Consider the following 13,897-nt stretch of genomic DNA (forward strand, 5'->3'; position numbering starts at 1 on the left):
AAAAAATGGTGCTTAATGCACCATTTTTTTCGTCTTATGATTTTGATAGTTAGACATGGATGATATATTCATGATGAATTAGCTTTTAGCATGATATGACTGTAGCTATTGGAATAGCGAATAAACAGCAAAGCTTAGCAATTTTTGTTAAATATAAAAAAAGAATAAACATTGTGGATTTAGTTATTTTTGTCGAAAATGGAATTGCACAATAATGTGAATAATCAAGTAATTAATAGGGTCGTAATGTTGCCATGACGAGCACCAATCAAATTCCGACAATCGCCTCAATTATTCAAGCACATCAGTCACTTAAACAATCTAAACCTTTGGTGCAATGTATTACCAATAGTGTCTCTGTGAATTTTATGGCGAATGTACTGTTGAGTGCAGGAGCGTCACCCGCAATGGTCGATAATCCTGAAGAAGCAGCTGAATTTGTGCATTTTGCAAATAGCGTGGTCGTAAATTTGGGAACACCGACCAGTGCTTTAGTAGAAGCGATGAAACTTGCGATTCAGGAAGCCAATAGCATTCAAAAGCCTTGGGTACTTGATCCGATTGCAGCAGGTGCATTGTCTTGGCGTGGTCAGTTGGCAGCAGAGTTCTTAAAATCAAAGCCAACAGTTGTGCGTGGTAATGCTTCAGAAATTATTGGTTTGGCAGGCTTAGGTTCGAATAGCAAAGGGTTTGATAGCTCGAATGACCCTGCCCATGCAGTTGGTGCAGCACGGTCTTTGCTTGAGCATACTCATGTGGTTTCAGCATCGGGAGAAGTCGATCATATTGTTGCCAAAACCCAAGTTAATGATAAAGAAAAATATTGGCTGGCTAAGATTAAAGGCGGCAGTTTCTTCTTCCCCTTAGTAACGGCATCAGGCTGTTCGCTCGGTGCTTTGGTGGCAGCTTATACAGCAGTGACCAACCCATTTAATGCAGTGGTCAGTGCCCATGCGCACTATGCGGTGGCAGGTAAAAAAGCGCATTTAAAAGTCGATGCACCGGGTGATTTTCAACGTGAATTTTTAAATGAATTATATAAAGTGACTGCGGAAGATTTTGAGACGTATTTAGAATTCAGTATTGAAGAACTCGATGTCGCATGAACGATTTAATCCAGCCAGAAACGCTATTAAGACAACTGAATACTGTGCAGATTTTTGAAGTTGGTGCTAAAACTGCGCAACCTATTCAAGCTGAAAAGGCAAGCGCCTTGTATAAACACGCCCATATTCCAACCGCACAGTATGTGGATTTAAACCAAGACTTTTGCAATTTAAGAACAGCGCTTGAATATCAATATCCGAATAAAACCGAGATGTTGGATTCACTGAAAAAGTTTCAGGTGGATTGGCACAAGCCCATCGTGATTTATGACCGAGAAAATCATATTTGGGCAGCGCGACTGTTTTGGATTTTGAAAGCATTTGGGCATCCGCAAGTTCAGGTCTTACACGGTGGATTTAAGGCATGGCAACAACAGAACTTAAGCGTATCTGATCAGATCAAAAAGCCAATCGCATCTTTCAATGTCGCAGCGTTGACATTTGATTCGACTTATTTTGCAGACATTAATGATGTCAAAAATGTCGTTGTAGGGCATTCGAATGTACAACTCTTAAATGTATTAAGAGCAGAAGTTTTTCGTGGTGATGAATTGCGCTACTCGCGTGCAGGGCATATCCCGAAAAGTATCAATATTCCATTTGCCCAATTTTTAGATGAAAACGGCAAATTTAAAGCGTCAATTTTCAATTTTGTTGCCCAATTTGGGCTCGATTTAAACCGAGAAATCATTGTCTATTGTGGCAGTGGGATTACTGCAAGCGGAGCCGCATTGGCTTTGCGTCAGGCTCAGGCAACATCCATTAAAATTTATGATGGTTCGATGTCAGAGTGGAGTGCAGATCCCGATTTACCCCTTCAAATAATGGTGTGAAAAAGTAGGAACATGTTATGGCGATTAAAGCATTATGGTATTTGAGCACTGCGGATGGGCAATACCCGTGGATGTCTGAAGGGTTTTATCCAGTTGATTTTCAGCGCTATAAAAAATTAGCTCAGACCATTGATCAAGGCGGATTTTATGGTGCTTTGGTTGCAACATGGCCGAACGATCCTTTAACCTCGGCATCGTCTGTCGCGGGTTCTACCGAAAATATGAAGTTTTTGGTGGCTGAATATGCAGGGTTAACCCCCGCTAAACTTTTAGCAGAACAAGCCCTGACCTTTGAGAAATTCCATGGCAGCCGTTTGTTGTTTAATCATATTAATGGTACGCCACAGCGTATTGGTACCTATGGGGTCGACTTAACACCTGAGACGCGTTATGCACTCGGTCAAAGTTACTGGGAAGAATTCCAAACCCATTATAACAAAGGCAATAAATCACTGTTCCCGAACACAGATTTTACCATTGAACCGACAACACCAAATGGTATTCCGCTTTGGGGCACAGGAGATTCCGCAGCAGGTATTCAACATGCAGGGCAAGTGGTCAACGTATACTTACTGATGATTCGTGAATTGCATCGTGTGAAAGATCAATTCTCACGTGCTGTTGCGGCAGCCAAAGATAATGGTCGTACATTTAGTGACTTGGGTGCATTGACCAGTGTCACTGTACGTACATCACAAGCTGAAGCTGAAAAACAGTTCTATCAAATTTTTGAAAAAACTGGCGCTGAATTGTTGAAGCAAAAATTAGATGTATCCATCAAACGTAAAACGGGTGGTGAGCAAAGTATTCATGACTTTAAAGCACCCGATGCGCAGCGCCAAGAATGGGTGGATTACATCCGTAAAGGTCAGTTGCCACCGCTTGAATCGTTACGTTTAGAAGATAATTTATTTGCCGGCATGAGTGCTTGGTCATCGTTGGACATTTTCGGGTTTGCATCTTCAGCAGCATATTTGGTCGGTAGCCCTGAAAATATCGCAGCACAAGTCGAAACTTATCATAAAGAAGCCGGTTTAAGCGCCTTAATTATGTCGGGCTGGCCTCTGATTGAAGAAGCAGAATATACCGCGAAGTTGCTCTTGCCCTTGTTAAAAGACATTGGTGAATAATGCAGATTTTAATTCAAGATCAGCCGTTTGAGAAAATTGAATTTCAAGCGGTGTTATTTGATTTAGATGGTACTTTGGTTGAATCAACAGGGCTCATTAGAGATATTTTATCGCACTGGGCGGTTGAGCAAGGTTTAGATGCTGACGCTGTATTGAACTTTTCGCATGGCAAGCGGACTCAAGATATTGTGGCGAACTTTATTCACGATGAATCTTGTTCGTTGCATTATCAAAAGTTAACCGAGAAATTTTTAGCAGCATCAGTTCATACGCAAGCCATTCAAGCTGCTGCAACATTTATTCAGGTTTTAAATCAACATCATGTACCTTGGGCAGTGGTCAGTTCTTCTGAACGCGAGTTGATTTTTGCACGTATGCAAGCAGCAGATTTACCGATGCCAGAATATGTGGTCGCAGCGGAAGATATTGTTCAGGGGAAACCCAATCCCGAAGGTTATTTAAACGGGGCGAAGCTACTTCATATCCCGCTTGAGCAATGTGTAGTGTTTGAAGATTCAGCAGCAGGTATTCAGGCAGCACAGGCCGCTGGTGCTCAAGTTATTGTTGTGGGTGCTGAAGACGCTGCATATACGCATATCTCAGACTTTGGTCAGATCAAATATCTGGACTAAATACTCTTAATGTGTTGTAAAAAAATTAGATCCCGCGGGGTCTAATTTTTTATGTCCAATATTTAAAGCTTAGCACGTCATGTTCTGAAGGCGCATACATTTTCATTCATCGGATTATTCAGCAGAGTTGCTGAGAGCTTTGTATATTAAATCGCCGTCTATCATGGAAAAGATAAAGGGCGATAAAGAAGCACAATAATAAAATGAGGAATAAAAATGATAAACAATAAGATGATGATACAGTTAACGGCTTTGGTTATGGGGCTATCCGCTTGCAGTATTGGGTCGATTCATGCCGCTTCAGCAACCCCAATACAACCTGCAAATACGCAACAAGTCTTTTTTGTCGGAAATAACTGGGATGGTACAGTCACGGTGATTCGATCTGGCGGTGATTTTTCTAAAGTAGGTGTCATTAATATGATTCCTGATCGAAAAGAACGCTTAAAAGAAATTCATCTAAATCCAATTCAGCTGATTGCCTACACCTATATTCAAGCGACTGCTGGACAGGGTAATGATCAGTTGGTCGATGATATGTATTCAACTCCAGATGGTCAGTCGGTTGTGGCATCTCGTCCAAGTTTTGCCGATGTTGTATCGATTAATATTAAGACAGGAAAAATAAACTGGCGTAGCAAGGTTGAAGGTTTCCGTGCTGATCATATGGCAGTCTCACCAGATGGTCAGCGTGTGGCTGTATCGGCATCCTCAGGTAATGTCGTTCATGTGTTAGATATCAATACAGGGAAGGAATTGGGACGTTTTCCAACAGGCGACAAACCACATGAAAATATTTACTTTGCGGGCGGGAATAAAATCTTAAATTCGTCGATTGGTAATGTTGAAACACCATTAGATGCATCTTGGCAAGATTTCACCAAGGGTAAGCGCATGATCACGATTGCAGATGCCAATAATTATAGCGTGTTAAAGAAAATTGATTTTCGTCCTGCACTAGACAAGTTTGGTCGTAAAGATTTATCTAATTCAGTACGCCCAATGGTCTTTAGCAATGATGAAACCAAACTGTATGCACAAGTTTCATTTTTCAATGGCTTGGTCGAATACGACTTAATCAATGATAAAGTGACACGTATTGGTCAATTACCGGGCAGCACTAAAATTCCGAAAGATCGCACCAAATGGGTTAATGACTCACGTCATCATGGTTTATCTATCAGCGCTGATGGAGAAAAACTCTGTGTTGCAGGCACAATGGATGACTATGCCACCATTGTCGATCGTAAAACCCTGCAAGCTGGAAAATTGATTCCCGCAGGAAAACCCTATTGGGCAACCCGTAGTCCAGATGGCAAAAGCTGCTTAATTTCAGAAAGTGATACGGATGTTGTGACCGTGATTGATTTTGCTACAGGCAATAAAGTGTTGAGCGTGCCTGTTGGAAATCATCCACAACGCGTACGTTTGGGTTATGCACCAGCAGATTGGTCTACAAAATAATAATTGAAAGAAGATACTGATTGAGCAATTCATCAGTATCTTTTAAACAAAAGAAAAATTATGTCTAAGTTTTCTAAAATAAGTTTTTTGTTTATAGCGATGATTCTGAGTTTGGCAGCCTTGGTATTTTTGCTGAAACCAAATAATGCTGAACTGCATCAAAGCAATTCAACTCATCCAATCGTATTGAAGCAAAACGTATCTCAACTTAATCCACAAACCACGACAGTGGAAATATCTTCGGATACTCAAAAAGATGAAGCATTCTTAGAGCAGCGAACAAGATTGTATGAATTTTTAGGTGAACTTTCGTTTGATATGATTGAAGGGCAAAAGCCAGATTTAAGACAAGTCACAGACATGATGAGATCGCAAAATGAATTGGTCAGACAAGGGCTTGTCGAGCCGCAAGAAGCATTGAATTACTTAGAATTTTTGAAACAGATTTTTCCAGAAATGGAAACTGAATTGGTCGCATTTATTGAAGAAATAAATGCTGAAAATGATTTGAAAAAATAAACACTCCGACGATGCCGCTGCAATATTATTACCCTGAACCCGATGAATTTAAAGATGATTACATCAATTAAGCAACATTAAAATGTATTGAACAATAAAAATAATTCTATAATGCATCTTAATTTCTTTAAAAATAAAAAGCCGATCCCAAGATCAGCTTTTTATTGCATATTAAAACTCAATCACTTAAATACTGCACATGATTCCAGTGATGAGTGCAACCACCGCACACGCAATGACAATAAGTTTAATTTTGTTTTGCGCGTAGCTCAGACTTAGTCCTACCAAAATGGCAGCAAAACTCAAGCTACCGACCCAATAACTGATCATATTACTAAGTGCACCAGTGATAGCACAAAGTCCTAAAGCAACGGCTAAAATGATCCAACCCAAAATTGTGGCAAGTCGGGTTTTAGGGGCAGCTAATATTTGTCCAAATATTTGTTTTTGATGTTTTTGCATAGATGCTGCTAGTGCAAAGAATCCAAGCGAGGTAATAGACCAAATCAGTAAAAAGAACATCATGATACAGACTCCTCTATCGCCACTTTACCTTTCTTCGTAGCCAAGCCTTTATGACTTTTCACTCGTTTGAATGCAAATAAGAAGATGAGTGCCATGACCCACATTGCAAGATCAAAAGAGGCAATCATCCATTGACCATTCGTTATGGTATTCCAAAGGGCTTGCCCACCTGTTAAGACATTTACAATGGGGAGGAGTGCAAAAGCAATCGTTGCAAAGGCTAAAAGTTCTAACCATGCTTGACGATGATTTCGGATAATTGCATAAACCAATACCAATGCCCAGACGATAAAGAAGCTTCGGATTTCCCAATTTAGACGCATCGCCATATCCGCAGGAATGAAACGATTGGCGTAGAAATATGCAGCACATGCGATCGGTAAACCGATAATGGCGGCAATGTTTGTGACTTCCACCAGACGGTAACCAAATGATTTATAGCCTTGCTTCTGCTGTTGTGGCGCACGTTTGATACACCATAAAATCAAGCCTGTTGCAATCATTAAGGTGCCCACTACACCTGACATAAACAGTAACCAACGTAAGGCTAAGTCAACGCCACGTGCTTCATGCAACGAGGTAAAGACGTTATAAATGCCATTGGCGACAGAAGGGGTTTTGAATACAGTTTGATCGGTCTTCAATTCACCATTTACGCCATTGAACGCTAAGCTTGGGTAAACATTACGATAGGCAACACTGACACCATTTAGCGCTTTCAGCTCGATTTCTGCTTTACTCGTATTTGGTTTAATAATGGTGATGGTTGCGACTTCATTTTTAGGCCATTCTTTTTGCGCCGTTGCAAAAATCGGTTCGAAATCTGTCAATGCTGCAGGGCGTTCACGACGACCTTCGTCACGACCACGTCTGCCTTCACCGTCACCACGTACATTCATAGCAGCATGTTCGTTTTTTCCACGTGGGCGACCTTCACCTTTAGAACGTTCTTGACGACCTTCTGCATGATCACCGCGTGCTTGCATATTCCCACGTTCAGCGTGACCTTCGCTATTACGTAAGCCACGTTCTTCGCCGTCACCACGCGCAGACATGCCACCGCGTTCATCACGACCTTCCTTCGATTCAGCTTTGTTGCCATTGTCTTGAATCAGGCTTTTACGTTGCTCTTGTAAAAATGCACCGCGATTCTCATAAATCTGGTTGACCCCCCAAGGCATGATCGTAAATAGAAGTAATAATAAACCACTGAAAGTAATCATGATATGGAAGGGGAGTGCAAATACAGCAGTCGCATTATGTGCATCGAGCCATGAGCGTTGCCCCTTACCAGGGCGGAAGGTGAAGAAATCTTTAAAAATTTTCTTATGGGTAATGACACCACTAATGATGGCAACCAACATGAGTAAAGTTGCGATACCCACAATCCAGCGTGCCCACATGCGCGGTAAGCCATACAATTCAAAATGAAAACGATACAAGAAGCTACCGCCACGTGTTTCGCGAGCTTCTAATACTTCACCTGTTGCACTATCAAGGGTAATTCGCGTGCCACCGCGACGTGCACGTGGGTCTTCGTCGACACCACGCACACTAATTGTTGTCACATTTTGACGAGAATTGGGGAGTTGAATTGACCAACTGCCTGCATCGGCATGATGTTGTTGTAAGTAGTCTAATGCAACACGGGTTTGTTCAATTTGAGAGGGTTGAGGCACAGATTGATGAAATTCTGGCTTCATCCATGTACTAATTTCATTTTGGAAAAAGCTTAAAGTGCCTGTTAAAAAGATGGCATACAACAGCCAACCTAAAATTAGACTTGCCCATGTATGTAGCCATGACATCGATTGGCGTGGACCTTCTGGTTTTGCATCGGGTCTCATATTATCGTCCTAAAAAGCGGTAGATGATGTAGAACAAAACACATGGAATCATGATGCCTAAACTTGCTTTTAATGTTTTATTCACCATAAATACCCAAATAAATGCACAGGCTTGCAAGGTAAAAGCTATTAATGTCGCAGACATCGCTGCACTCGTACCAAAATCAGAAAATAATTGTGCAATTACAATGGCAACAAGGGATGCCAATATATACCCACCTAAAGCTGCTAATAGAAAACGATAAAAAATCATGAAACGATAAGACATTATTTTTGGCTTATATTTAGTTTCGGACGATGTTTTAGATGTAAGAACCTGATCAGCGGCTACAACATCCATATTCGGACTACTCATCATTGAAAATTCGCTCCACAACTATTGGGAATTTTATTGTTGCGAATGATAACAATTATTATTTATATTTTGAATCATTATCTTAAAATATTATTTTATGAGCATGTGAGATAGTTAATTATTAATTAACTCATTGTTTATAAACTAAAATAAATCAGAAATAGAGTTTTAAAAAACACATATATGAAGAAAAATTTAGCAATCCACGCCTCTACATTAATGATAATAATTATCATTTGCTATTGAATTCTCATTTGTTTTGACTACAATGAGCCAAAATCTACATATTTACTCCATAATTATGGATGGGAAATTTATAATGAATAGCCGTTTTTTGAAATCAACATTGGCTTTTGCTGTACTTACAGCAATGGGTTTACCTACTCAAGCACAAGAACAAACAGCAAAGCTAGATACGATTGTGGTCACAACGGCAGGTGGATACGAACAGAATATTGCAGATGCTGCAGCAACGATATCGGTGATTACAGCCGAAGAACTTCAAAAAAAATCATATAGTGATGTCACGGATGCCTTAAAAAATGTACCTGGTGTATTTGTACAGGGTGGTGGTACAAACCAAACTGTTTCTATTCGTGGTATGGGCTCAGCATATACACTATTTTTAATTGATGGTCGTCCTATGAATGATGGAAGTCTGTTGACAACCAACGGCGGTATTCAAGGTGCATCGGTTAACTTCTTACCACCCATTGAGTCGATTGAGCGTATTGAAATTATTCGTGGCCCATCGTCTTCACTTTATGGTTCAGATGCCATGGGTGGTGTGATCAATATCATCACGAAGAAACATCAAGATCGTTTGACTGCAAGTATTCGTACCGAATATATCAAAGCGGATAAGTCCAATGATGTGAACAATGATGCAACCAATACCAGCCTTTATGTCAATGCACCGTTAATTGATAACTTGTTGTCTTTACAAGTGACGGCAGGTCTTCAAACGATTGATGAAAGTTCACTGCAAAAGAACACTGCTGAAACGGGTGAAAGTGAGCCTGATTTCCAAAAAACAAACATCGGAACCAAGTTTGTATATACCCCGGATGATAAAAATACCATCACAGCTGAATATAAACGTACGCAACAAGAGCGTACCCATAACCCCGGTAAAAGTTATACGAAGTACGTTTCTGCCACAGGTTCTAAAGTTGACATAGGGGGTGAAGACTTTATTTTATCTAATAATAACTATTATCCCGCTTTTGATACGGGTGAAAAGGATAAAAATGGAAATGCGATTTATCAATCTGATGTAGTGCCAAATACACGTACATATTCTGAGCTTGAAAAAAATAGCTATAGCCTGACCCATGATGGTGATTACGATAATTTAAAACTTACGTCATATATTCAGTATGATAAAGACGAAAATAATGCAATTACAGGCCGTACAGTGAATGGCATTACCAATCCAGGCGGTATTTTATTTGAAACTTTAACGGCTAACACTCAAGGGACTTATTTCTTTGATCAGCATACTTTAACCGTGGGTGGTCGTTACTTAAAAGAAAACTTAGAAGATGGTACATCTAACCAAAATGTCGAAATGGCAGGTCAGGTCACCAAGATGGATCGTTACCAATGGTCGTTATTTGCTGAAGATACATGGAGTGTAACGGACAAACTAGCACTGACGCTCAGTGGTCGTTTAGATGAAAACGAATTCTTTGGAGATAACTTCAGTCCTAAAGCTTATGCCGTGTATAAAGCCACAGACAGCTTTACCTTTAAAGGCGGGGTGATCTCTGGATATAAAGCACCCAGTCTGCGTAATTCATCGCCTGAATATATGTTGAACTCAATGGGTGGGGCAATCATGCCAAATCCAGATTTAAAACCTGAAACAAGCCTAACCTACGAAACAGGCTTTGCTTATGAAAATCAAGATTTAGGTCTACTCGCGAGTTTGATGTTCTACCAAACCGACTTTAAAGACAAAATTACCCGTTCGTCACGTATGCAAGGGAGTCAAGACGCGGACAGCGATTTCTATAAGGAACATCCTGAGCTACCCTACAATGCCAATGGTTATACCTATAACTATAACGTGGATGAAGCACAAATTCGTGGCATTGAACTCACCACAGATTATCAAATCACGGACAATGTGAAATATCGTCATTCGTATACATATACCAACAGTGAGCAAAAGTCTGGTCAGTATGAAGGCAAACCATTAAATGATATCCCTAAGCATATGTTTAATGCAGGGCTAGATTGGGATGTAAATGACAAATTGCTGTTATGGAGCCAACTGAACTATCGTGGTAAGACAGTCGGGAATACATCCGACGTACAAACCCCTGAATATACTTTTGTGGACGTAGGCGCAGTCTATAAGCACGACGAAAAGCTTCAATTCTCAACAGGTATTTATAACCTGACCAATAAGAACGTCCTTGAAGATGGCAACTCGTGGGTATTGGACGGTCGACGATATAATTTCGCTTTAAATTATAAATTCTAAGGAAATAGGGCGAAAGCCCTATTTTTAAATCGCTACAGTTCCAAAGGTGAAGTATGAAAAGAAATCAGGGCTACGTCACTGATACCGTTTTTCCAGCATTCTTTTATAAGGAAATGCAACCTGAGTGGTTAAATACGATCACTCAGTTTTTAGGATTTAAAGGTGTCGATTTTACCGCTCCTTTTTCTTATTTAGAGTTAGCTTGCGGAACGGGTATCAATTTAATTGTCGCGGCAATGAATCATCCACAAAGTTACTTTGTAGGTGTAGATTTCAACTCGCAGCATATACGTGAGGCGCAAGCGTTCGCTGAGCAATTAGAGCTTAAAAACATAGCGTTTATTGAAGCGGATTTTCAAACCTTTTATGAGTGCAATCAAACTCAGTTTGATTTTATTACGGTGCATGGCGCGTATTCGTGGGTCGCACCAATACAACAACAAGAAATTTTAGCCATAACGGCAAAATTCCTTAAATCACAGGGGATTTTTTATTTACATTATATGTGCTATCCAGGCTCGTTACATTTACAACCTGTACAAAAGTTATTTAACTTAATTGATCAGCACGTGCCCACAGCATCTACTGAAAGTATTCAACTTGGAAAAGCCTTATTTAACGATTTGCATGAACATGGTGCCTTTGTTGATCAACCACAAATGGAGGCATTGCTGAATACGTTGAACAATAGTTCTGACTATTTGACACATGAACTTCTCACCGATCACTGGCAACCTTTATATAGTGTCGATGTTCATCAACAGGCACATCAATTAAGTGGCTTAACCTATATTGGAAGTGCAGAGCCGACTGAAAATTTGGACAGCATTAGTATTCCAAATGCGCTGCAACCCATGGTGAGTAAAGTAAAAATACCTGAGCTAAAAGAATACTTAAAAGATCTGGCTCGAAATAGTAAACAACGCACCGACATTTACCAAAAACATCCGATTCAACTTCAGCAAAATGAACATTTAGAAGTGCTGAAGCAAATGAAATTTGAATTAGTGCATTTAGGAGCAAACGCCAACGTTACAAAGTTCCAAACACCAATTGGAGAGATGATTGCATCCGAAAAGTTGATCGAAAAAATGCTAACTGCCTTTGCCCATGAAAAACGGGGTTTTAACGACTTTATACAGTTAACAGAATTTCAGCAGAATCCTATTTATTTAATTGAAACTTTATTCTTGCTGTTGAGTAATCAATATATTTATCCAGTGAAAAGTTCAGGAAATAAGAGAAATCAAATTCATTCGGATCAATTTAATCAGTTTATGGAAGTAAAAAAAATTGCGTTAAGATTTAAAGAAAATTCACCCATTCCAATCTATGTCAGTTAACAAAAAAGTTTCTATAGGAGTGATGCTCATCGTTTAAGCGTTTTAGAACTAAAATAAGTGGTTATGCAGATTGTAGTCAATTCACAGGAATAAATAGGCTTAAATGTATATGCTCAATTTATTCCTATAGAGCAATTCTAAGGGAGGAGAGGCTAGGTCAAAAAATATCTATAGCTGATGGATATATAGAAAGTGCATTTACTCATATATATAGCTTTGATCGAGTAACCATGACAGGCATGAGATTAAAATAGGACAATAGCTTTGTAGTGGTTTGAGGCTAGACATAATGAGAGCCAGCAAAGTAGAAAAAAGCGCTGACATTTATAGGAAATATTGAGTTATTTTTGAAACTTTCATTTTTCTATCAAGATAAGATTGATAGACCATTTTTGGGTATACATGGCGTATACAAAGAGCTAAAAATGATTTGGCGGGGAATTTTGAAATTTTATTTGTGACGGTTAGAACACAATCATTAAAAACACTCCGACGATGCCGCTGCAATGTCGTTACCCTGAACCCGATGAGTTCAAGGTGGACGCGACGCATACTTGCTGGGTTTCCTGCACGAAGGCAGGCATACACTCTAAATATACAGAACACATCCGGAGATATAAGTATCGGCAGGGATATAGACCCGCTGGCGAACACCTCAGAGATGGCTTTAGTATAAACGATATTTGTGGTGTGGCAAATCTATGCTGTGCAAGAACTGTAAACTTCACACTTAATTGCGTGAATTTTCTGCAAACTTTTGTGTTTATTCAGAAAACGCTTCCACTTCTTCCATAATGGTTGCCAATAAACGTTCACAGTGCGCATATTGCTGTAACGATTTGTTCATGGTAAGTACTTCTTGCATTAACTCAAGTGCCACCATAATCACCAATTTACTCGGTTCCATACGCGGTGCTTTACGACGAAATTCATCGTATTTATCATTGAGTAATTGAGCTGCACGTTCCAAATCATCTTTTTGATCGGGTGTCGATGCCAAACGGAAGCTATGACCTAATACTCTTAAGTCTAATGCGATTTGTTCACTCATGATGACGCTTCCTCAGTCGCTTCCGTGGGGTGAGCCAATTGTTGAATTTCCTGTGCATGCTGATCTTGAGCTGTACCCAAAATGGCTAAACGCTGAATAATCGCTTCAACTTTCGCTTTGGCATGTTCATTTTTTTGCGTCAGACGTTCAGATTCTTGATTTAAACGCTGAATTTCTTGTTTGGCTTGTTGTTGTTCGTTCAGTAATTTTTCTTTCAGTACGCGTAATTCATTACGTTCCGCTAAAATTTCTTGGAAACGATTTTTTAAATCGGTACAGCTTTTTTCAAGACGACTATAACGATCTGCAAGCGCCGTTGCATCTTGATTTAACTGTTGAAATTGAGAACGTGATTCCGTGAGTTGCTCAGTTAAAACATCATAGTCTTGTTGTTTTTGCGTGATTATGCTGTTCTTTTCAGCAAGTTGAGCTTCATGTTTTTCTGCAGATGAATCTCGTTGTTCACGTAAATCTGAGTTTTCACTTTCAAATTGTGCAAGTCGCGTTTTCAAAACGCCAATATGCACGTGTAGGCGCTGTAATTCTTCTAACATATCGAGGTCGCACAGTAGGGCAAACAAAGGTAATATATAAGCAGTAT

At 39.8% G+C, this 13,897-nt stretch carries 13 protein-coding genes and 1 other RNA gene; 8 read left to right on the forward strand and 6 right to left on the reverse strand.

Annotation, left to right across the window (positions count from 1 at the left end; genetic code table 11):
* Positions 1-254: 254 nt before the first annotated feature.
* The 6 genes from thiM to GFH30_RS04195 all read left to right on the forward strand — a co-directional run bounded on the left by thiM (position 255) and on the right by GFH30_RS04195 (position 5,684).
* The gene (thiM, locus tag GFH30_RS04170; protein WP_153371045.1) at positions 255-1,106 is read left to right on the forward strand and encodes a hydroxyethylthiazole kinase; all 852 of its coding nucleotides are present in this window, start codon (positions 255-257) and stop codon (positions 1,104-1,106) included.
* Positions 1,103-1,939, forward strand: coding sequence for a sulfurtransferase (locus GFH30_RS04175; RefSeq protein ID WP_153371046.1), 837 nt, complete (start codon positions 1,103-1,105; stop codon positions 1,937-1,939). The genes thiM and GFH30_RS04175 overlap by 4 nt, the downstream gene beginning before the upstream one ends.
* Before the next feature lie 17 nt (positions 1,940-1,956).
* A complete protein-coding gene (locus GFH30_RS04180; protein WP_153371047.1) occupies positions 1,957-3,069 on the forward strand; it encodes an LLM class flavin-dependent oxidoreductase in 1,113 nt (370 codons plus the stop codon).
* Complete coding sequence (locus GFH30_RS04185) at positions 3,069-3,701, forward strand: HAD-IA family hydrolase (protein ID WP_153371048.1); 633 nt, start codon at positions 3,069-3,071, stop codon at positions 3,699-3,701. Before GFH30_RS04180 ends, GFH30_RS04185 begins: the two co-directional genes overlap by 1 nt.
* A gap of 258 nt (positions 3,702-3,959) precedes the next feature.
* Positions 3,960-5,165: a YncE family protein gene (locus GFH30_RS04190; RefSeq protein ID WP_406565745.1), complete on the forward strand. Its 1,206-nt coding sequence runs from the start codon at positions 3,960-3,962 to the stop codon at positions 5,163-5,165.
* A 60-nt stretch (positions 5,166-5,225) separates the two neighbouring features.
* A complete protein-coding gene (locus GFH30_RS04195) occupies positions 5,226-5,684 on the forward strand; it encodes a hypothetical protein (protein WP_153371050.1) in 459 nt (152 codons plus the stop codon).
* Between the two features lie 186 nt (positions 5,685-5,870).
* Here GFH30_RS04195 and GFH30_RS04200 read toward each other — a convergent pair whose 3' ends face one another.
* From GFH30_RS04200 to GFH30_RS04210, 3 genes are read right to left on the reverse strand one after another with little or no spacing between them, the layout of a single operon-like run.
* The gene (locus GFH30_RS04200) at positions 5,871-6,209 is read right to left on the reverse strand and encodes a DUF3325 domain-containing protein (protein ID WP_153371051.1); all 339 of its coding nucleotides are present in this window, start codon (positions 6,207-6,209) and stop codon (positions 5,871-5,873) included.
* Positions 6,206-8,056, reverse strand: coding sequence for a PepSY domain-containing protein (locus GFH30_RS04205; protein WP_153371052.1), 1,851 nt, complete (start codon positions 8,054-8,056; stop codon positions 6,206-6,208). Before GFH30_RS04205 ends, GFH30_RS04200 begins: the two co-directional genes overlap by 4 nt.
* Position 8,057: 1 nt before the next feature.
* Positions 8,058-8,414: a hypothetical protein gene (locus GFH30_RS04210; RefSeq protein WP_153371053.1), complete on the reverse strand. Its 357-nt coding sequence runs from the start codon at positions 8,412-8,414 to the stop codon at positions 8,058-8,060.
* 316 nt (positions 8,415-8,730) lie between these two features.
* Between GFH30_RS04210 and GFH30_RS04215 the strand changes: the two genes are divergently transcribed.
* Positions 8,731-10,902: a TonB-dependent receptor domain-containing protein gene (locus tag GFH30_RS04215; RefSeq protein ID WP_227551562.1), complete on the forward strand. Its 2,172-nt coding sequence runs from the start codon at positions 8,731-8,733 to the stop codon at positions 10,900-10,902.
* Between the two features lie 53 nt (positions 10,903-10,955).
* Positions 10,956-12,245, forward strand: a complete 1,290-nt coding sequence (locus tag GFH30_RS04220; RefSeq protein ID WP_153371054.1) for a class I SAM-dependent methyltransferase — start codon at positions 10,956-10,958, stop codon at positions 12,243-12,245.
* Positions 12,246-12,728: 483 nt separating this feature from the next.
* On the opposite strand, the gene ssrS is transcribed toward GFH30_RS04220, so the two are convergent.
* The 3 genes from ssrS to GFH30_RS04235 all read right to left on the reverse strand — a co-directional run bounded on the left by ssrS (position 12,729) and on the right by GFH30_RS04235 (position 13,850).
* A non-coding RNA gene (ssrS, locus tag GFH30_RS04225) (6S RNA) lies at positions 12,729-12,910 on the reverse strand.
* Positions 12,911-13,008: 98 nt separating this feature from the next.
* Positions 13,009-13,296 (reverse strand): cell division protein ZapA, encoded by a 288-nt coding sequence (locus GFH30_RS04230; protein WP_153371055.1) that lies wholly within the window; start codon positions 13,294-13,296, stop codon positions 13,009-13,011.
* Positions 13,293-13,850 (reverse strand): hypothetical protein, encoded by a 558-nt coding sequence (locus GFH30_RS04235; protein ID WP_153371056.1) that lies wholly within the window; start codon positions 13,848-13,850, stop codon positions 13,293-13,295. Before GFH30_RS04235 ends, GFH30_RS04230 begins: the two co-directional genes overlap by 4 nt.
* Between the last annotated feature and the right edge of the window lie 47 nt (positions 13,851-13,897).

The organism is Acinetobacter wanghuae, from assembly GCF_009557235.1.
In the GTDB taxonomy this organism is placed as follows: Bacteria; Pseudomonadota; Gammaproteobacteria; order Pseudomonadales; family Moraxellaceae; genus Acinetobacter; species Acinetobacter wanghuae.